At 70.4% G+C, this 19,128-nt stretch carries 16 protein-coding genes and 3 pseudogenes; 14 read left to right on the top strand and 5 right to left on the bottom strand.

What is annotated here, in order from left to right:
- Positions 1-58: 58 nt before the first annotated feature.
- The 8 genes and pseudogenes from OG746_RS38395 (at position 59) to OG746_RS38360 (ending at position 7,301) form a co-directional block, all read left to right on the top strand.
- Entirely contained in the window at positions 59-751 is a 693-nt protein-coding gene (locus OG746_RS38395) for a response regulator (protein WP_266723184.1), read from the top strand.
- Between the two features lie 7 nt (positions 752-758).
- A pseudogene (locus OG746_RS38390) lies at positions 759-1,323 on the top strand (histidine kinase); the annotation flags it as partial.
- 612 nt (positions 1,324-1,935) lie between these two features.
- Positions 1,936-2,772 carry an IS5 family transposase gene (locus OG746_RS38385; protein ID WP_266725662.1) on the top strand — a complete coding sequence of 279 codons (837 nt, stop codon included), beginning with the start codon at positions 1,936-1,938 and terminating at the stop codon, positions 2,770-2,772.
- Positions 2,773-3,042: 270 nt separating this feature from the next.
- Positions 3,043-3,303 (top strand): hypothetical protein, encoded by a 261-nt coding sequence (locus tag OG746_RS38380; protein ID WP_266723182.1) that lies wholly within the window; start codon positions 3,043-3,045, stop codon positions 3,301-3,303.
- A complete protein-coding gene (locus OG746_RS38375) occupies positions 3,272-3,682 on the top strand; it encodes a transposase (protein WP_266723180.1) in 411 nt (136 codons plus the stop codon). Before OG746_RS38380 ends, OG746_RS38375 begins: the two co-directional genes overlap by 32 nt.
- Before the next feature lie 280 nt (positions 3,683-3,962).
- Positions 3,963-5,015, top strand: a complete 1,053-nt coding sequence (locus OG746_RS38370) for a DegT/DnrJ/EryC1/StrS family aminotransferase (protein WP_524540525.1) — start codon at positions 3,963-3,965, stop codon at positions 5,013-5,015.
- A complete protein-coding gene (locus OG746_RS38365) occupies positions 5,012-6,397 on the top strand; it encodes a type I glutamate--ammonia ligase (protein ID WP_266723176.1) in 1,386 nt (461 codons plus the stop codon). Before OG746_RS38370 ends, OG746_RS38365 begins: the two co-directional genes overlap by 4 nt.
- A 49-nt stretch (positions 6,398-6,446) precedes the next feature.
- Positions 6,447-7,301, top strand: coding sequence for a class II glutamine amidotransferase (locus tag OG746_RS38360; RefSeq protein ID WP_266723174.1), 855 nt, complete (start codon positions 6,447-6,449; stop codon positions 7,299-7,301).
- A gap of 62 nt (positions 7,302-7,363) precedes the next feature.
- Here the strand turns inward: OG746_RS38360 and OG746_RS38355 are convergent, their stop codons facing one another.
- The 3 genes and pseudogenes from OG746_RS38355 to OG746_RS38345 all read right to left on the bottom strand — a co-directional run bounded on the left by OG746_RS38355 (position 7,364) and on the right by OG746_RS38345 (position 10,084).
- A complete protein-coding gene (locus OG746_RS38355; RefSeq protein WP_266723172.1) occupies positions 7,364-8,152 on the bottom strand; it encodes a bestrophin-like domain in 789 nt (262 codons plus the stop codon).
- Between the two features lie 226 nt (positions 8,153-8,378).
- Positions 8,379-8,553: pseudogene (locus OG746_RS38350) on the bottom strand (transposase); the annotation flags it as partial.
- Positions 8,554-8,698: 145 nt separating this feature from the next.
- Complete coding sequence (locus OG746_RS38345) at positions 8,699-10,084, bottom strand: GDSL-type esterase/lipase family protein (RefSeq protein ID WP_266723170.1); 1,386 nt, start codon at positions 10,082-10,084, stop codon at positions 8,699-8,701.
- 767 nt (positions 10,085-10,851) lie between these two features.
- On the opposite strand from OG746_RS38345, the gene OG746_RS38340 reads away from it, so the two are divergent.
- From OG746_RS38340 to OG746_RS38325, 4 genes are all read left to right on the top strand, one after another.
- The gene (locus OG746_RS38340; protein ID WP_266723168.1) at positions 10,852-11,727 is read left to right on the top strand and encodes a glycohydrolase toxin TNT-related protein; all 876 of its coding nucleotides are present in this window, start codon (positions 10,852-10,854) and stop codon (positions 11,725-11,727) included.
- Positions 11,728-11,805: 78 nt separating this feature from the next.
- A complete protein-coding gene (locus OG746_RS38335; RefSeq protein ID WP_266723166.1) occupies positions 11,806-13,023 on the top strand; it encodes a glycosyltransferase in 1,218 nt (405 codons plus the stop codon).
- Positions 13,024-13,074: 51 nt separating this feature from the next.
- Complete coding sequence (locus OG746_RS38330; RefSeq protein ID WP_266723164.1) at positions 13,075-14,094, top strand: NAD-dependent epimerase/dehydratase family protein; 1,020 nt, start codon at positions 13,075-13,077, stop codon at positions 14,092-14,094.
- Complete coding sequence (locus tag OG746_RS38325) at positions 14,091-15,395, top strand: D-arabinono-1,4-lactone oxidase (protein WP_266723162.1); 1,305 nt, start codon at positions 14,091-14,093, stop codon at positions 15,393-15,395. Before OG746_RS38330 ends, OG746_RS38325 begins: the two co-directional genes overlap by 4 nt.
- Here OG746_RS38325 and OG746_RS38320 read toward each other — a convergent pair.
- Together OG746_RS38320 and OG746_RS38315 are read right to left on the bottom strand one after the other, a co-directional pair.
- Positions 15,390-16,175: a bestrophin-like domain gene (locus OG746_RS38320; protein WP_266723161.1), complete on the bottom strand. Its 786-nt coding sequence runs from the start codon at positions 16,173-16,175 to the stop codon at positions 15,390-15,392. The two genes, OG746_RS38325 and OG746_RS38320, sit on opposite strands and share 6 nt — an antisense overlap.
- Before the next feature lie 301 nt (positions 16,176-16,476).
- On the bottom strand, positions 16,477-17,010 hold the full coding sequence (locus OG746_RS38315) for a zinc-binding dehydrogenase (RefSeq protein WP_266723160.1): 534 nt from the start codon (positions 17,008-17,010) through the stop codon (positions 16,477-16,479).
- Positions 17,011-17,134: 124 nt separating this feature from the next.
- Here OG746_RS38315 and OG746_RS38310 point away from each other — a divergent pair.
- Positions 17,135-17,362 (top strand): annotated as a pseudogene (locus tag OG746_RS38310) (acetoacetate decarboxylase family protein); the annotation flags it as partial.
- A gap of 115 nt (positions 17,363-17,477) precedes the next feature.
- Complete coding sequence (locus tag OG746_RS38305; protein ID WP_266723158.1) at positions 17,478-19,007, top strand: CoA transferase; 1,530 nt, start codon at positions 17,478-17,480, stop codon at positions 19,005-19,007.
- The last annotated feature ends 121 nt before the right edge of the window (positions 19,008-19,128 follow it).

The raw sequence follows: 19,128 nt of genomic DNA, 5'->3' as shown, positions 1-19,128 counted from the left end.
CCCCGGACCGCCGACTCCCGCCGCCGTGACGGTTGCATGCACAGGAAGGCACGAGCCGTTGACGCGGATACTGGTGGTCGAGGACGATCCGCAGCTCGTGCGGGCCCTCGTGATCAATTTGCAGGCGCGCAAGTTCGGCGTCGACGCGGCACCCGACGGAGCCACCGCGCTCCGCCTGGCCGCCGCCCGCCGGCCGGACGTGGTCGTCCTCGATCTTGGACTGCCCGACATGGACGGCGTCGACGTCATCAAGGGGCTGCGCGCCTGGACCCGCGTACCGATCATGGTGCTCTCGGCCCGCCGCGCCTCCGAGGAGAAGGTCGCCGCACTCGACGCGGGCGCCGACGACTACGTCACCAAGCCGTTCAGCATGGACGAGTTGCTGGCCCGGCTGCGGGCCGCGGTGCGCCGCACCGAGACCACGCCCGTAGCCCCCGACACCGTCGTCGTGGAGACGGCCGACTTCACGGTCGACCTCGTCGCGAAGAAGGCGAAGCGGGACGGCCACGACGTACGCCTGACGCCCACCGAATGGCATCTGCTGGAGATCCTCGTCTGCAACCCCGGCCGCCTGGTCACCCAGAAACAGCTGCTCCAGGAGGTCTGGGGAGTCTCGCAGAGCAGCAAGACGAACTATCTCCGGGTCTATATGGCCCAGTTGCGGCGCAAGCTCGAAGTGGACCCCTCCCATCCGCGCTATCTGATCACCGAGCCCGGCATGGGCTACCGATTCGAGAATCCAGGGAACTGACAGGCTGATGGCGCGCGGCAAGCTCAGGATCCACCTCGGTTCCGCACCGGGCGTCGGCAAGACGTACGCCATGCTCTCCGAGGCACACCGCCGCGTCGAGCGCGGCACCGACTGCGTGGTGGCCTTCGTCGAGCACCACGACCGGCCGCGGACCGAGGTGACGCTGCACGGCCTCGAACAGGTCGAGCGGCAGCAACTGGAGTACCGCGGAACGCAGTTCACCGAGATGGACGTGGACGCGGTCATCGCCCGCCACCCGGCCGTCGCCATGGTCGACGAGCTGCCGCACACGAACGCCCCCGGCGCCCGCAACGCCAAACGCTGGCAGAACGTCGAGGAACTCCTCGCGGTCGGCATCGATGTCGCCTCCACGTCAACATCCAACACCTGAGTCGTTGGGCGACGTTGTCGAGTCGATCACGGAGGTGCGCCAGAAGGAGACGATCCCCGACGAGTTCGTGCGCCGTGCCGACCAGATCGAGCTCGTCGACATGTCTCCGCAGGCCCTGCGCCGCCGGATGGCCCACGGCAACATCTACATGGGGGCTCGCGCGAACGCATCGTCGTCGGACCGGCGGTCTTCTGCGCGCTGATGTGACAACGCGAGTCAGGCCCTGCGCCGGGTCCACCACGGTGGACCCGGGGTGGACCAGTTGATCAGCCCGTGCGAGTCGATCCTATGAGAGCCGATCGCCTGCACTACAAGCACGCGGACCTCCGGGCTTCCGTCTTCCCTGACTGCGAGTTCCCCGCGCCGCGAGCCTTGTTCACGCCCGCACACGCGCTTCGCAGATCACTGCGGTCGCCTGCCCTGGTGGCTGCGGTTGAAAGGTCGAACGGAGCGGAAGCGGTGGCCCAAATGGTGGGGCAGGTCAAGATGTCACCCTCTCGTGCAGCAGACCCCATCCAGGGATGAAACAAAAGGATGAAACGACGTCTGAGAGGACGTTCGTGTCATTTACGTGATGGTTTGGGGTAGTTCTGTAGCGCCGGGATTAGCTGCATACAGGCAGAACAGGCGATTTGCGTCCGCGGCGTCGACGGGTGTGACCTTGCGATTCCCCCCGATAGCAGCCGATACCTCCTGTCCGGCTCGAAGAACCTGCCGAATACGGCTTTTGCCTCGCTCGATCGAGCGATATGCCCGGGTAGGGACCTCGTGCATGGGTATCCCCATGACCGCTTTGCAGCCGCGCCTGCCGTACCTGAGTGATCTCTCCGATGCCCGCTGGGCGTTGATGGAGCCGGCCTTGTCGGCCTGGCGGGCCGAGCGCCAGAAGACCTCGCTCAACCTCGGCGGCAAGGTCACTGACCTGCGAGAAGTCATGAACGCGATCCTCTTCCTTAACCGGACCGGCGTCCCCTGGCGCTACCTTCCGCACGACTTCCCGCCGCACACCACCGTATTCGGCTACTTCAGCGCCTGGAGTGCAGACGGCACCATCGAGAAACTCGGCCTCCATCTGCACCGGATGGTGCGTGAGCAGGCAGGACGCACCGCCGAACCCACCGCTTGCGTGATCGATGCGCAGAGCGTCAAGACCGCGACCAGCGTTCCCGCCGACACCCAGGGAACGGACGCCGGGAAGAAGATCGTGGGCCGCAAGCGCAGCATTGTGGTCGACACTCTCGGCCTGTTACTGCTGGTCATCGTGACCGCGGCCAGCGTCTCGGACAACGAGGCCGGCAAGCAGCTCCTCACTCAACTCGCCGCCGACCACCCCACGATCACCAAGGCGTGGGTCGACACCGGCTACAAGACCAAGGCCATCGAGCACGGCGCCGCCCTCGGCATCGACGTCGACGTAGTCCCGCGAAATGAGCAGGTCAAAGGCTTCTCCGTGATCGCCAGGCGCTGGGTAGTCGAGCGAAGTTTCGGATGGATCATGATGCACCGCCGGCTCGCCCGCGACTACGAGACCAAACCCGCACACTCCGAAAGCATGATCCGCATCGCGATGATCTCGACCCTCGCGAAACGAGCAACCGGCGAAACGCCCATAACCTGGCACAACCCGTGAACTATCCAGTTTTCAACTGGAACGTCCTCTGAGACCTTGGCGCCGCCGTGGAGCCGCTCGCACATCTCCGCTGGGTGTAGCTCGCGGCGCATACAAGATTTTCGTAGTTGGTGATCGCTGGGGTTGGGGCGTGACCGGGCGTCCGTACGGCGAGATGCTGGGGCATGTCGCAGACGAGGCGGTCGGTGGTCGGCCGGTGCGTATCGACCTGGCGGTGCGCCGCCTGTACTGCGAGAACCCGTACTGTCCCAAACAGACTTCGCCGAGCAGGTGGCCGGGCTGACCGCGCGTTACCAGCGCAGGACCCCGGCGCTGCAGGCGGTGGTGACCGCGGTCGGCGTGGCCGTGGCGGGCAAGGCGGGTTCTCGTCTGCTGCACCACCTTCTTCAGGTTCTGAGCTGGGCCACGCTGCTCAACTGCGTGATGACGGTGGCTGACCCGCCACTGCCGCCCGGGCTGCACGTGCTCGCAGTCGACGATTTTGCGCTGCGGGACGTTGGTGGTCGACGCGACGAGCCGGCTGCCCGTTGACGTGTGGGATCAACGGGCAGCCGAGCCGCTGGTCGACTGGCTGCGCGCGCATCCGGGGATCGAGGTGGTCTGCCGGGACGGCTCGCAGACCTTCCGCGCCGCGATCAGCACGGGTGCACCACAAGCGGTTCGGGTCAGCGCCCATTTCCACCTGTGGCAGGGACTCGGGCGCCGGGTCTACGAGGTCGTCGCAGCGCACCGCGGCTGCCTGCCCGAGCCCGGAGCGGAGGCGACCGTGGCGGCGGTGCCGGGCGAGCTGACCGCCGCGCGCATCCGCCGCGACCACACCGCCATGCACTGCCTGTTGCACGAGGGAATGACGCTGCGTGCCATCGCCCGCCACATGGACCTCGGCCGCATAGCTGTGGAATGCAGGTGAGGCCTCCCGGGGTCGGGTTGCGAGCGCCTTGTCCGCGTTTGACCATGGCGGAGGACGTAGAACAACCGAGCGAATACGGTGCGTGACGGGACAGCCCGCGCACCCCGCGGCGGATCACGTGGCGCCACGACGCTCGGTTCCACTCCTCTCTCTGCGAGGTCTCCTCATGGCGCTCGTCTCCCCTGCTCTCGTCACCACTCGCCCGCATGCCGACCGGACCATTCCCGCCGAAGGACATGCCCGACGGGTGCGGACGCTCCGGCCGCAGATACATCGCCTGGTGGACGAGATAGCGGACAACGGACGCTTTCACTTCGGGCCACGGACCACCGCCCTGGAGCACCGCCTACGCACCCTGTGGGGCGGGCATCCCGTGGCCACCACCTCCTGCACCCAGGCCCTGACCCTCGCCCTGCGCGCGGAGGGTGTCGGGCCCGGCGACGAGGTCATCGTGCCCGCGGCCACCTTCGCCGCGACCGCCTTCGCGGTGGCCGAGACCGGGGCGGTGCCCGTGGTGGTCGACGTCGCCGAGCCCACCCTCACCCTGTGCCCGCAGGCCCTGGCCGACGCCGTCACCCCGCGCACCCGGGCCGTGATCCCCGTCCATCTGCACGGACACATGGCCGACATGCCGGCCATCCTGTCCGTCGCCCGGGCGCACGATCTGACCGTCGTCGAGGACTGCGCGCAGGCACCCGGCGCCCGGCTGGACGGACGCGCGGCCGGCACCTGGGGGGACTTCGGCTGCTTCTCGTTCTGGGTGGGCAAGTGCGTCGGCGGGTTCGCGGACGGCGGCGCGGTGATCACCGACAGCCCCGAGCGGGCCACCCGGGTGCGCCGACTCTCCGACATGGGGCGAGCGCCCGGGCAGCGCCACGTCCACCAGGAGCGTGGGGTGCGGGGACGGCTCGGTGAGCTGGACGCCGGTCTCATCGACCTCGAACTGTCGCTGCTGGCCGAGTGGTTGAAGCGTCGACAGGCCATCGCCGACTACTACAGCGCATGCTTCGCCGACATCCCCGTGACCACTCCGGCCGTGCTGCCCGGCCACCGGCACGCGTACTACAAGTACGCCGTCAGCAGCCCCGACCTCCCGGGGCTCTCCGCCCACCTGGCCGAGCGCGGGATCGAGGCCGAGCAGGTCTACCCGTATCTGCTGCCCGATCAGCCCGCCTTCGAGGAGATCGAGCACCGCAGTCTGGTCACCGCACGCTCCGCGGGCGGCGCGCGACGCCTGTGCCTGCCCGCCTACCCCGAGCTCACGGACTCCGAGGTGGAGCACGTGGCCACGTCGGTCGTGGCGCACTTCACCGGCCGAACGGACACGCGGTGAAGGCGGGCGGGACGTCTCAGCATCGGAACGGCACGGACTTCGCGCGCACCCGCGCGCAGACAGCCCGGCTGGCCGGGCGCGAGATCGACGGTGTGGCGCTGACCTGGGTCGACAACAGCGGCATCACCCGGGTGAAGGCGGTGCCCGCCGGACGGTTGGCCGCTGCCGTGGAGCACGGGGTCGGCATGTCGCCGGTGTTCGACGTCTTCCTCTTGGACGACTCCATCACCGACAGCACGTACGTGGGTGGGCCGGACGGTGATCTGCGGCTCCACCCCGACCTCGACCGCCTCACGGAGCTGGCCGCTCAGCCCGGGTGGGCGTGGGCTCCGGCCGACCGCTACGACCAGGAGGGGCACCCGCACCCGTGCTGTCAGCGGCAGTTCGCGCGCCGCATGACCGAGGCGGCCCGCGAGGCCGGCTTCGACGTCCGGATGGGGTTCGAGACGGAATGGGTGGTCGTCCGCCAGACCGAACACAGCGCCGGCGCCGATTCCGAACCCGCTTACGCCACCGCGGGCCCGGCTTACGGGATGACGCGCCTGGTCGACCTGTCCGGCTACCTCGCCGACCTGCTGCGCACCTTCCAGGCGCAGGGCGTGGACGTCATGCAGCTCCATCCCGAGTACGCGGCGGGCCAGTTGGAGGTCTCGGTGGCCCCGGCCGATCCGGTGACCACGGCGGATCTCGCCGTGCTCGTCCGCGAGACCGTCCGGGCGGTGACCCTGCGGCACGGCCTGGTCCCGGTGTTCGCGCCGGTCGCCGCGGCCGGCGCGGTGGGCAACGGCCGCCATCTGCACACCAGCCTCTGGCACGAGGGCCGCAACCTGTGCCGGGACGGAGACGGCGCGGCCGGGATGACACCCACCGCTGAGGCGTTCTTCGCCGGGGTGCTGCGCGAGCTGCCCGCCCTGATGGCCATCGGCGCGCCCTGCGCCGCGAGCTACCTGCGGCTGCAGCCCAGCCACTGGGCCGGGGCCTACCACTGCTGGGGCGTGGAGAATCGGGAGGCCGCGCTCCGGTTCATCCCCGGCCCGTCCGACGACCCGTGCACGGCCAACGGCGAGGTGAAGTGCTTCGACGCCGCCGCCAACCCCTACCTGGTCACCGGGTGCGTCATAGCGGCGGGGCTCGCCGGGGTGCACGATGCCCTGAGCCTGCCGGCGCCGGTGGCGGGCGACCCGGCGCGACAGCACGGGACGGAACGGCTGCCGTCCTCGCTGACCGAGGCCCTCAAGCACTTCCAGGACTCCACCGTGCTCCGCACCGCTCTGGGCGACCCGCTCTTCGAGGCCGTCGCCGCCGTGCGCCGGGCCGAGGCCGAACTGTTCGCCGAGACCAGCCCACAGGACCTGGCAGCCGCTGTGCGCCACGCGTACTGAACGCCCGTCCGCCCCATTCCCGTAATCCGCTGAACCGAGGAGTGACGACATGTGCCGACTGTTCGCCCTGACCACCTGCGGCCCGCGGGTCCAGGCCTCGCACTGGCTGCTCGACTCACTGACCAACTTCGCCCAGCAGAGCACCCGCCAGCCCGACGGGACCGGACTCGGCTGGTTCTCGCTCGGCAACGAGCCGGTACGGGACCGCTCCGGCGTCGCCGCGTTCGAGAACGACGACTTCGCCGCACAGGCCCGCAACGTGGTGTCGCACACCATCGTCAGTCACATCAGATACGCGACCGCCGGCCAGATCGACGTCCACAACACCCACCCCTTCGACATCAACGACCGGTTGTTCGCGCACAACGGCTGCCTGCGCGGCGCCGAGGTCGTGGACGGGTGGCTGAGTGACGTCGACCGGGCCCACGTCGAGGGCACCACCGACTCCGAGCTGGTCTTCGCGTACATCTCGGCCGAGATCCGCCGCACCGGTGACACCGCACAGGGCATCATCTCCGCCATCAGCCGGATCGCGGCCGAACTGCCCGTGTTCTCACTGAACTTCGTCCTCGCGGAGGCCGACCGACTGTGGGCCCTGCGCTACCCGCACAGCTGCGAACTGTGGCTGCTCGACCCGGAGGGAGGCGGCTTCGCCAGCGGAACCCGGGGCGCCACCGAGCAGACGGCCGAGGGAAGCGTCCCGGCCTGGGTGATCGCCAGCGAGCGCCTCGACGACGACCCCGACTGGCGCCTGCTGGAACCGGGCGAACTGCTGTGCATCCAGGACGGAAAGGCCACGTCGCAACGGCCCTTCGCCCCGCCCGCCCAGCTGCTGACCCTGGACGACATGCGCGGCAAGGAGATCCCGGTGGACTTCGAGGAGGGAAGCAAGACGGGCGTGTGACCACCGACCCATCGACGTCGGTGATCACGCCGGCGCAGGCGTCACCACGCCCTGCGCCGGCCCTACTTCCAAAACTGTGCGAGCACCCCCGCCTGGTACGGGTCGGGTGACACCGACAGCTCGCCCGCGAACGGCCGGTCCAGGGTCACCGCGAGCAGCAACGCCAATCCGATCAGCGCCGTGGAGCAGCCCACGAACATCAGTTGGGCCCTACGATCGCGAATCCCGAGGAGAAGAGTCAGCGGGATCATCACGATCGCCCCTCCGTAAACGAGGATCTTCAGCAGCGTCGGCAGTCCGGACCTCGCGATGGCCAGTCGACTGCGCCGGTCGGCCGACATGGCGTTCACATGCCCGGCAGCCGTCCCGTAGTACGCCTTCTGGCTCTCGGTCTTCGGCTCGTACGACTGCAGGGCGTGGAACAGGGAGCTCATCGCGTGCTCGGTGGCTGCGCTGTCCGGAACTCCGCGCCGCATCTTCGGCCACTGGTCGTCCACCACCGCGTGCACGTAGAGACCGACCGCGTCCACCACGTGCCGCTCGTCCTTCTCGGGGAAGACCGCCACGTCACGGACGATCGAGGCGGCGTTGGCGGACTCCGAGGCAACGACCTGCTCGGCCACCCCGAGCCCCTCCCACTCCGCGACCACCACGAACGCGAGGAAGATCCCGTAGATCGCCCCGTACATCCCGAGCAGCACACCGACCATCTCGTTCTGCTCACCGTTCACCGACCGAGGGAATCTGCGACGCACATGGACCGCGCCGAGGAGGGCGAACGCGACGAGACCGCCGACGAGGAGAAGGGCCAGACCGAAGGTGTTCAGGTGGTTGAGCAGCCAGAGTTCCATGATCACGAGTGTTGCCGGAATGCCCGCACCAGCCCGGCGACCAGGCCTGACGATCATCCATACGGACCAGCACCCATCCGCCGCACCTCCGCCCCGCGGATCGCCGTCCCACCTCACGGGAAACCGAACACGTCCGGCTCCACGCGCCGGGCGCACTCCCCGCCCGACATGCTCAGGGCGAGCCCGCCATTTCTCACGGTGCCCGATGCCGCTCGGCGCCGTCGTCCCACGCCTCAGGGCTGATCCGCACGGTCATCCGCTCAGCGATACGCCGCCGCACCGGCAGCGGGGCCCGGTGGACCGGTTCACGGACTGCTGCAGATTCTGCTCGCTGCCGTCCGGCAGCCGCGACGCCATCGCCTGGACCGACTCCGGCGTCCATCCAGCATCAGACCCCGCACGACGGCCGTGGGGCCGGCCCCTTCTCGGGACGGCCCCACGGCCGTCTCTGTGAACCTTCCCTGCCAGAACTGTCAGGTGTGGCGCCACCGCCCGCCGTACCCGCTCCGCCCAGGGCGAACGGGAGGTGTCGGGCTCATCCGTGACTCAGTCGGCGCCGTCGATCGGGGCCTTCGCCACCGGGTCGACCACGTCGAGGACCGGATAGGGACGCGGGTACGGCGCGCCCAGCCCGTACGACTCGGCGAGCCGGTCGGCGAACGCGGCCGCGATGCGCACCTCGCCGTTGGGGTTGGGATGCGTGCCGTCCCAGGTGTGCTCGAGGGCGCGGAACTCGGCCGCCGTCTCGGCGACCGGCACGTCCATCTCGGCTGCCACAGAACGCAGTTGCTCGTTCGTCTCCGCCACGAGCTCCGCGAACCCGGTGTCGTCCAGGGCCTTCTGCGTCTCCAGTACGGTGCCGATCACAATCCGTACGTCAGGGGCCGCGCGCCGGGCATTGGTCAGGAACTCCCGTAGATTCGCGGCGAATTGGGAGGGCGTCACCCCGTACCAGAAGAGATCATTGATGCCGAGGAGTACGAGCAGGTACTCCGGTTCGTGCTCGGCGACCTTCTCCTCGATGACCTCCTTCTCTTGTAGGTACGGGCGGCCCCACTGCGCGTCGTGGTCGCGGTCGAAGCCGGGGTCCGCGTACGTCGCGTCGTCGTCGCCGACCTCCTCCGTGCGGATGTTGTCGAGGGTGTCCTTCGGGCCGACCAGGTCGATGCTCAGGCCCGCGTTCTTCAGGTGCTTCCAGAAGAAGTAGCGCCAGGTCCAGTCGCCGCTGCTGCCGTGACTGATCGAATCACCGACGACCATGATGGGGATGTCACCCTCGGGCGGCTTTTTCATGCGTTCCTCCTCGTATGGCTGCTGGTGAGGCTTCTGCCAACCCTCGCCCGGTACGTGCATGCGCACCATCCGCGCCGGGACGCCCGCGATCACGCACCGGTCGGGGAAGGTGCCGCGCACGACGGCGCCCGCGGCGACCGTGACGCCCCGGCCGAGACGGGTGCCGGGCAGCACGGTCACACCCGCGCCGAGCCAGCAGCCGTCGCCGATGACGACCGGGGCGTTCACGGGCGGCTGGATGCCGATGGGCAGGTCCGGGTCGGCGTAACCGTGGTTCTGGTCGGTGATGTAGGCGTACGGGGCGATGTACACGTCGTCGCCGATCTCCACCCGGTGGTGGCCGACGATGTGGCTGCCCCGGCCGACCAGACAGCGCGCGCCGATCCGCACCACGAGCCCCGGGCCCGGCACGGGACCGAACGGGTAGCCCGCGGACAGGCTCACGCACGGGCCCACCAGAGTGGCGTCCCCGATGGCGATGACCTGCTCGCCGAAGACCGCCCCGGGCGGAAAGGCGAGGCATGCACCGTCGCCGAGCCGCGCGAACCGGTGGCGGCCCGGACGCTGCGCCGTCACCCGCCCGTACCGCTCCGCGAAGGCCCACGCGTGGTGCACCAGGGCAGCGCCCAGCCGCGGCATGAGCGACCCCCTCGACCCGGAACGAACTGGCATAGCGCGAGCATCACCGCGCGCGGTATGTCCCACCACCGGACCGGGGCAGCCGGGCGACACGACCGGGCCCCGGCGGGACGGTGACGTCGGCTCCCGGCCGGCCAACGGGCAATGGACGACGCGGAGCCGCCCGCACGCTTCCTGACCTGGCGCGTCCAAGCACTTTCGCGCGGAGCGAGCCGCGCCACGACGGGCCGCCCTGCCGCGCAGTCGATCCGGTCCGTGGGCGCGGTGAGCGCGGGGTCGGTGAGTCGGACGTCGTGGACGGGCCGGTTGCCGGTGTTGGTCACGGCGTAACGGACGAGCACCCGGCCCGGCCCCGCCACCCGCACCGTCTCGGCGAGCGCCAGCGCGGCGCCCACCCCGGCGTACCCGGACCGCGCCGACGCCCGCGCCGTGGCCCGCAAATACGCCTGCCGGCCGGTGGCGTCGGCCTTCCCGATCCAGGTGCCGGGCCGAGCCACCCCGGTCGCCGTGCACCGCACCGAGTGCAGCCCTGTCAGCGGCCGCACCCGGTCCCGGCCGCCGGGGGCAGCGGATCCGGGCGCCGGGCAGGGCGGGGTCGCGTACCCGTACGTCGTAGAGGTCGGCGCCGTCCGGGTCGGGCCCCGGGCGCGGAGGCCGCGGCTCGCCTGCGGGCTCCTTGTGGGACAAGCTTTCGTGAACGACTGTCCGTGACCGACGTGTCGCCCGGCCCTCGGGCCGCGATCGGCGGGTGAGAGGACTTCAGCGACGTGGCGCGTGACAACAGGGACACCGCACTTCGTTTCGCGCTGCTGGACGCGGACGGCGACGGGGTTGTCACCTGGCACGACTTCGAACACCGGCTGCTCACCCTCGCGCAAGCCGATCCGGGCATCGGCAGCGCGGGGCTCTTCCGGGTGCGCACCGGTTTCCGCGCACTGTGGCGGTCCATGCAGGCCGCCATGGACACCGACGACGACAACCAGATCACCTTCGCCGAGTACGAAGCGTACGAGCACTCATCGGCCGGGCAGACCGGCGTACAACCGGGCGAGGGTACGGAGCTCGCCACGGCGGCGGACGCACACGGAGCGCCCGCGGTCCCCGCCCACCCCCGGAGACCCGCCGAACTGGTGGAGGTGCCCCTGCCCAGCGGCGGTGCCGCCGCGGCGGACTTCAGCGGCTATCAGCCCTGTGGGACCGGCACCGTCCAGTCGTTCCTGCAGACCTTCTGGAATCCGTCCGGCGGCTGGCGGTACCCGGAGGCCGACGGGTTCGCGCGAACGGCCGACGGGGCGCCGGTGGCCTTCCCCTCCGTCCTGCTGCATCGCGAAACGGTCGACCGCTACGGCCGCGAGCACGGCACCTACCTTGCCCCCGTGGGCACGCCTGTCGCCGCCAGGGCGATCCCCCCGGAGACTCTGCGCCACGCCGAGGGCGAGCGCCCCTGGAACTACCACCGCTACGAGGTGTTGAGGGACTTTTCCGTACTGGCCGGCCCGACGGCCCCCGCGTTCGCCCAATCCGGCTACGGCATCCAGTACAAGCTGAAGCAGGAGCTGCTGAACGATGCCCCCGAGCGCCTGACGGTGGCCTGGCTGGTCGCGGCGGGCTATCTGCGCCTCGTGGATGCGTCCGGCGGGTGAGCGCACCGCACGGGGACGCCGGTTCGAGCTGCCCGCGGTCAAGTCGCTGTACCTGACCTGCGCACATAGCCTGACCATGTGTTTGAGTCACACGATGACACAGGCGCGGACGAAGGCACGCTCATCGTCCACGACTACCTCGGACACCCCTTCCAGATCGGCCTGAGCAACGAACTGGCCCGGCGGGGGCGCCGGGTGACGCACCTCTACCGGGCGGACCTGATCGGGCCCCGGGGCGATCTGCACCGCACCGCTGCGGACGCCGTCGTGCGCGCTGTCGCAGGAGGCGCGGACAGTACGGGCCACGGGAACGGTCGGGCCGTACGACCGGACGGGAACACGACGGTGCGCTACGCCCGTGCGGTACGGCAGGCCGCTCTGGCCGCCGTGCACGAGGCGCGGGCAGCCGGTGCCGTGGCGCCCGCGACGCTCCTCACCGGAAACGCGCCGCCCCGGGTGCAGGGCGAACTGCTGCGCGTCGCCCGGGCGCAGGGATGGCGGTACGTGTACTGGCTTCAGGACGTGTACTCCGCGGCCGCCTCGTCCGGGCGGTGCGAGGCCGCGTGGGAGGCGCACACGCTGCGCGGCAGCGATCACGTCGTCGCCGTGACGGACGGTTTCGCGCGGGCGGCCCGCGCGCTCGGGGTGGCGCCCGAGCGGATCACCGTCGAGCCCAACTGGGCTCCCCTGCCCGCGGAATACGCGCCGCCCGGCGCCGCACCATGGCCGCCGGTCGCCGCCTTCCGCCGGGCCGGCGATCCCGTGCTGTTGTACGCGGGCACGCTGGACGAGCGGCACGCCCCCGAGTTGCTCGCGCACCTCGCCGCGGCCTGCGGTCGGGCCGGCCTCGGGCAAGTGGTCGTGGTCAGCCAGGGCGCCGGACGCGAACTGCTCGAACGGTGGCGGTCCGAACGCCGCCTGACGCGCCTGACCCTGCTCGACCTGCGCCCGTACGACGAAGTACCGGCGATGATGGCGGCCGCCGACGTCCTGCTGGTGACGCTGGCCCACGAGGCGGCCGATGTCTCGGCACCGTCGAAACTGCTGTCCTGCCTGGCCGCGGGCCGCTGCGTGCTGACGGCCGCCCCGCCCGGCACCGAGACGGCCCGTGTGGTGACGGAGTCCGGGGGCGGTGAGGTGACGGACCCGCGGGACGCCACCGCCTTCTGCGCCGCCGCGGTGCGGTTGCTCACCGACCCGCGGCGCCGTGCGCGTCACGGTGCCGCGGCGCGCATCTGGGCCCGGCGCACCTTCCGTCTGACCGACATTGCCGACCGCTTCACCCGTGTGCTGTGAGGCCCGCCTCCGGGCGCCGCCACGCAGCCTGAACCGTAACGGAGCACCCACATGTCGTCGCTTCTCGGCACGGACCAACCGCATGCACTCGTCGCCGGTGCGGGCGGCTTCATCGGCGGCCACCTCGTCGCCCGGCTGCTCGCCGAGGGGCAACGGGTCACCGCCGTCGACGTCAAACCGCTCGACCGCTGGTACCAACTCCACCCGAAGGCCCTGAACTTGAGTGCGGACCTGGCGCTGCGCGAGGCGTGCCAGGAGGTGGCGGACGGCGTCGACGAGATCTACAACCTCGCCGCCGACATGGGCGGCATCGGGTTCATCGAGAACAACAAAGCGGCCTGCATGCTGTCCGTGCTCATCAACACCCACCTCCTGCTGGCCGCGCGCGACCGCGGGGTGGGTCGCTACTTCTATGCGTCGTCGGCGTGCGTGTACCCCGCGTACCGGCAGGGCAGCGCCCGGGTCGAGGCGCTGTGCGAGGACATGGCGTATCCGGCTGAGCCGGAGGACGGGTACGGGTGGGAGAAGCTGTTCGCCGAGCGGATGGGCCGGCATTTCGCCGAGGACTTCGGTCTGACCGTGCGCATCGCCCGGTTCCACAACGTGTACGGCCCGTACGGATCGTGGGACGACGGCCGCGAGAAGGCCCCGGCGGCGCTCTGCCGCAAGGTGGCCGAGGCCGTGCGGGACGGGCGCGAGGAGATCGAGGTGTGGGGCGACGGCACCCGTACCCGAAGCTTCATGTACGTCGACGACTGCATCGAGGGCATCCGCCGGATCATGCGCAGTGACGTCGAACAGCCGTTGAATCTGGGCACCTCGGAACTGATCACCGTGGGCGACCTGGCCCGTCTGGTCGCGCGGACCGCAGGGGTCCGCCTGCGCCACCGTTACGACACGGCTGCCCCGCAGGGTGTGCACGGCCGCAACAGCGACAACACGCTGATCCGTGCCGCTCTCGGCTGGGCCCCGGGCGTCCCGCTGGCCGAGGGGCTGCGGCCGACGTACGCGTGGATCGCCGCACAGGTCGACGCGGCGGCGCCGGTGCCCTCCACGACGCTCGGAGCATGACGCGCTCGTGGTCCAACTGGGCCGGCACAGCCCGCTGTTCGCCGCAGACGTACGCAATCGCGCGGAGCGAGGCGGACGTGGCCACCCTGGTCCGGGCCGCCCGGGAGCGCGGGGTCCCGGTGCGGGCGGTCGGCGCGGGCCACTCGTTCGCACCGCTGGCCTGTACGCCCGGGATGCTCGTGGACGTACGACGACTGCGCGGGGTGCTGGCGATCGGCAGGGCCGACGCGGTCACCGGAGCGGTCACGGTGACCGTGGGCGCCGGTACGCCGCTGGGCGAGTTGGCCGCGGCGCTGCACCTGCGGGGACTCACGGTCCACGGTCTGCCCACGACGGCCGCGCCCACGCTCGCCGGCGCCGTCGCCACCGGCACTCACGGCGGCGGCCGGCACGCGTCGCTGTCGGCGCAGGTGGTCGGGTTCCGGGTGGTGACGGGGACGGGCGACATGCGCGATGTGGACCTGGAGAGTGACCTGTTGCCCGCGTTCCGGGTATCGCTGGGGGCGCTGGGCGTGGTGACCCGGCTGGTACTTCGCTGCGTGCCGGGGCAGTTGCTGGAACGCCGCGAGGCGGACGGCGCGTTGGGCGGCCTCCTGGCCGATCCGGTGCGGTGGGCGGCATCGGCCGAACACGTGTCGGCGTTCTGGTTCCCCTGGCAGGACCGGGTGCGGCTCCACACCCTGCAACCTGCGTCGGACGCACGGCCGTCCGCCGCCGTCTCGCCGGTGGTGACGATCCGCGACGACCTGCTGCGCGGCTGGGCACTGCGCGCCGCCGTCGCCCGCAGCCCGCTCCCCCGGGCGGCCGCGCAACGACTGGCCGAACTGTGCCGCCCGGCTCCGGCCCCACCGCACCGGGGCCCGGCCCACACCTGCTGCGTGTTCCCGCAGCGCCTGCGGTTCGCCGCCCTGGAGTACGGCATCCCTGTGGAGCGGCTGCCCGAAGCGGTGGAGCGGCTGCGCGTGGCGCTGCGGCGTACCGGTTTCACCAGCGTCCTGCCGCTGGAGATTCGGCCGGGTCCGGCCGAATCCACCTGGCTGAGCCCGGCGCAGGGCCGCGCGACCGCGTGGATCAACCTCGCGGCGCCGCGCACGCCCGGCCGCGACCGCTGGCTGCGAACCGCCGAAGAGATCCTCGTCGAGGCCGGGGGCCGCCCGCACTGGGCGAAGCGGCACAGCCTCGACGCCTCGGTTCTGCACGATCGTTACCGTCACTGGGACGACTTCCGCGCCGTACGCGACGCGTTCGACCCGGACGGTGTGTTCCGTACCCCCTACCTGGACCGGCTGCTCGGGTCATGAACGAGGCAACGACGCCGCGGGAACGTCACGGCTGTCCACCTGCTCCATGCGGGCCAAGGCGTCCTTGAAACTGTCCGAGGTGACCCGTATCCCGCTCGCGAAGGGGTGGTTGAGCTGCAGCACGATCCAGATCCCCGCCGCGAACAGCGCCGCGGTCGTCCCCAGTCCTGCCCTGGCACGCACGCCGGTGGGCCACCCCATCAGCAGGAAGTACAGCGGGACGAGGACCGCGGTGGAGATCAGGAAACCGAGCAGTACGGGCGGGATGCCGTCGTCCGCTGCCGCGACCCTGAGCCGCCGCTGTACGTAGACCTCGTGCAGCGCGGTGCGCAGATCCGCCTGAGCGAGGGCCGGGGCATCGTGACTCGCCAGGATGCGGTTGTGGAGAGCGTCCAGCTGATTCCATGCGGCCGGCGAGTCCTCACCACGGGCGAGGCGCGGCCACTCCACGTCGATCACCGTGTCGGTGTACGTACGCAAGGAAGCCTGAAGTTCGCGCCTCTCGGCAGCCGGGTAGCGCTGGGCCACCAGATAGGCGTCACGCAGCGCGCCGGACTCGGCGACAGCACCCGCGCGGGCATTGCCCAGGCTCGCACTGGTGTTGACGATCAGGAACGCGATCGTGAGGACATACAGCGACGCGACGGCACCGCACGAAGCGGCTACGACCGGACCGCTCTGGATGGGCCACCGCCGGTCGACATGACGAGTCCAGAGCCACGCCGCAGTCGCGCCGAGCACGAACGCGCCGCACGCGACCAGCACCCCGTACAGATACATCAGTGCCCCGTCCCACTGCGTGGACCAAACTCGTACTCACGTACGGTAACCGCTTCGGTACGGACGGACGGGACGCGCGCCGGGGAGTGTCCCTTCTTCCGCGTGTTCCGCTGCTGCAAGGTGTACGGGCCGGTGTGGGAGTACCTCAGCGACTCTGCCACCTGATCACGCTCGTACCCGCGCCGCATGGTGCCCCCAACATCTCGAGCGCATTCCGAACCCGCACGTCACTGACGGGAGGACGGTCAACACACCTGAGGACGTTCAGGGCACCGACGCCCTCCGCACCAGATGCCGGAGCCTACGGCTGCGTGCCCACCCGGATGATGGTCTTCACGTCCGGCCCCTGAGGGGCCTGCGTCCATGCCAGGTGTGCCTCTTCCAACGGAAGTGTGCGAGTGACGAGGTCGTCCGCCTGGAAGCGGCCGTCGCGGAGACCGGCGATGACGGTGGGCCAGGTGAAGCGGTACCGCATGACGCCGCGGATCTCCACCTCGCTCTCGATGACTGCCGGCATGGGCACGCCGGCGTCTTGGTGTCCGACACCGATGAAGACTGCGCGGCCCCCGGGCCGGACATACAGGCATCCGTCGTGGCGGACCTGCTGTACACCTGTGCATTCCATGAGCACGTCGAAGGTTCCCTCGTCCTCCAGCGAAGCGACCATTTCGGCCCCGAGGCTCTTGGCAAGATCCCCCGGCATCGCCACCGTCCTGGCGGTGCCGTCCGGCCGGTCCGTGGCCGACGGCTTCGTGCGCGCGATGCGGCCTACGGAGCGCCGCAGGGTTGCAATTTGCAACACAAGATGCCAGTACTTACAGTATTTCTGTTGCATTTTACAACTGAAGAGGGTTGCCCCGCCTCGATCGCCCGCTCGGGATGACCGGCCCAGACGTGTGCGGCATTTTGTGAGTGAACACCTCTCTACCCCGACGTGGCAGGAAAGGCAGGCGAGAGCTGTGCGAGCCGAGGACGTCGTCCGTGCACCGACGACACCACTGGATGCCCCGGCCTTCCCGGCGGGTGCGTACCGGTTCACGGACCGCGAGTACCTGAACATCACGTACCGGACGGATCCCGAGGTCCTGGAGCGGGTCGTGCCGGAGCCGCTGCGGCTCGTCGTCGGCCACCCCTTCGACCCGCCGCACCTGGTGCCGCTGGTGGAGGTCGTACCGGGCGAGCGAAGCTCAAGCAGATCGCCCTCATGCGCGCCCCCGGCGACAGCTTCGACGACTGATCCGGCCCACCCTCCTCCCACCCCACCGCAGACACCCCCGCCCCACCGCAAAGGCTGTCCCGCTCATGAGCGCTGAAGAACTCACCGGCCGCATCAAGAAGGCCATCGCCAACCCGATCGCCCACGAGGACGACTTCGACATCCACCAGGCCCTGCGCGAGGTCCTCTCCCCGGCCGGCCTCCGCCCCGAGGACAGCGGCGGAGAGATCACCTTCATCGGCAGCGACCCGATCGTCCCGAGCATCATGCGCCTGGGAGCCGTCCCCGCCCTGGGCATGACCGCCAAGTCCGTTGCCCTGGCGGCGCTCTGGCGCCAGCGTGGCGGCGAGGGCCAGGACATCACGATGGACCTGCGCAAGGCCCCGCACCGACTGTGCCCCTTCTACGACAAGAAGTGGGAGCTGCTCAACGGCTACCCCGGCGGCGCGCCGTCGGACCCGGTCAACCCTCTCGGCTTCGGCTTCTACCAGGCACGCGACAGCCGCTGGGTCATGCCGCTCAACCCCTACCCGAAGATCAAGAACGCGGTCTACAAGCTGCTGCGCACCTGGCCCGAGAAGGAGGCCGTCGCGGACGCCGTCTCCCAGTGGAACGCCGCCGATCTGGCGCAGGCAGGCCAGGAGGCCGGCGTGGTCATGCCGATGCTGCTCACCACCGAGGAGTTCCTCAAGGAACCGGCGTACGAGCACATCGCCCAGGATCCGCTCATCAAGATCGAGAAGATCGGCGACAGCGCGCCCGAACCCCTGTCCAGCGCCGCCGACCAGCCGCTCTCGGGTGTACGCGCCCTGGGCATGGGCCACGTCATCGCGGGCGCGGGGGTGGGCAGGGACCTGGCCCAGCACGGCGCCGACGTGCTGAATATCTGGCGCCCCAACGAGCTGGAGCACGACTCCACGTACAACACCGCCAACGTCGGCGTCCGCTCCACCACTCTCGACCCCTACGGTCCTGAGGGACGGGCGAAGATCCGCGAACTGCTGCGCGACGCCGACGTCTTCTACGCCAACCGCCGCCCCGGCTACCTGGAGCAGATCGGCCTGAGCGCCGAGGAAGCCGCGGCCGTCCGGCCCGGCATCATCCACGTGAGCATCTCGCTCGCCGGCGAGACCGGCCCATGGGCCCACCGCGTGGGCTTCGACCAGACCGCCGGCGCGCTCAGCGGCATCATGCTGATGGAGGGCGCGGACGGCATCGCGGCCGGGCCGACCAGCACTCCGGCGCTGCCGTACATCAACGTCGTCAACGACTACGTGCTCTCCTGGCTGGCCACCACCGGCGCGCTCGCCGCACTGATGCGCCGTGCCACCGAAGGCGGCAGCTACCGCGTCACCCTCAACCTCACCCGCATCGCCAGCTGGATCCTCAGCCTCGGCGTCTTCGACCGCGACTACGCCCACGAGGTCGCCCTCAGCCCCGACCCCGAATCGCCGCACGCCTACCTCGACCCGGACACCTTCACCGCCCAGACCCCCTGCGGCCACTACCAGGGCGTCACCGACCAGGTCGTCATGTCCAGGACTCCCGGCCGCTTCCGTGACGTCCTGCTTCCGCGCGGCAGCAGCGCTCCTGTCTGGCTCCCCCGCCACAGCTGAGCACCGACGGCCGCTCTGGACCGGATCGTGGACCGGCGGCATCGGTCAGCAGGGCTCGGCATTCCCGGGCTCGCCGGCTCTCGCATCAACGTCCGCACGGAACCGTTGAACCGAGTCGTCG

This window comes from Streptomyces sp. NBC_01016 (assembly GCF_026341035.1).
Lineage (GTDB): Bacteria > Actinomycetota > Actinomycetes > Streptomycetales > Streptomycetaceae > Streptomyces.
Note: the sequence above shows the minus strand (reverse complement) of the source record. Positions and strands in the feature narration are given on the sequence as shown.

What these genes read in the sequence shown, in the direction of transcription:
- OG746_RS38325 (WP_266723162.1), top strand. Translation starts at nt 14,091, where the DNA reads ATGACGCGCTCGTGGTCCAACTGGGCCGGCACAGCCCGCTGTTCGCCG.
- OG746_RS38330 (WP_266723164.1), top strand. Translation starts at nt 13,075, where the DNA reads ATGTCGTCGCTTCTCGGCACGGACCAACCGCATGCACTCGTCGCCGGT.
- OG746_RS38305 (WP_266723158.1), top strand. Translation starts at nt 17,478, where the DNA reads ATGAGCGCTGAAGAACTCACCGGCCGCATCAAGAAGGCCATCGCCAAC.
- OG746_RS38345 (WP_266723170.1), bottom strand. Translation starts at nt 10,084, where the DNA reads ATGCCGCGGCTGGGCGCTGCCCTGGTGCACCACGCGTGGGCCTTCGCG.
- OG746_RS38315 (WP_266723160.1), bottom strand. Translation starts at nt 17,010, where the DNA reads ATGCAACAGAAATACTGTAAGTACTGGCATCTTGTGTTGCAAATTGCA.
- OG746_RS38360 (WP_266723174.1), top strand. Translation starts at nt 6,447, where the DNA reads ATGTGCCGACTGTTCGCCCTGACCACCTGCGGCCCGCGGGTCCAGGCC.
- OG746_RS38320 (WP_266723161.1), bottom strand. Translation starts at nt 16,175, where the DNA reads ATGTATCTGTACGGGGTGCTGGTCGCGTGCGGCGCGTTCGTGCTCGGC.
- OG746_RS38355 (WP_266723172.1), bottom strand. Translation starts at nt 8,152, where the DNA reads ATGGAACTCTGGCTGCTCAACCACCTGAACACCTTCGGTCTGGCCCTT.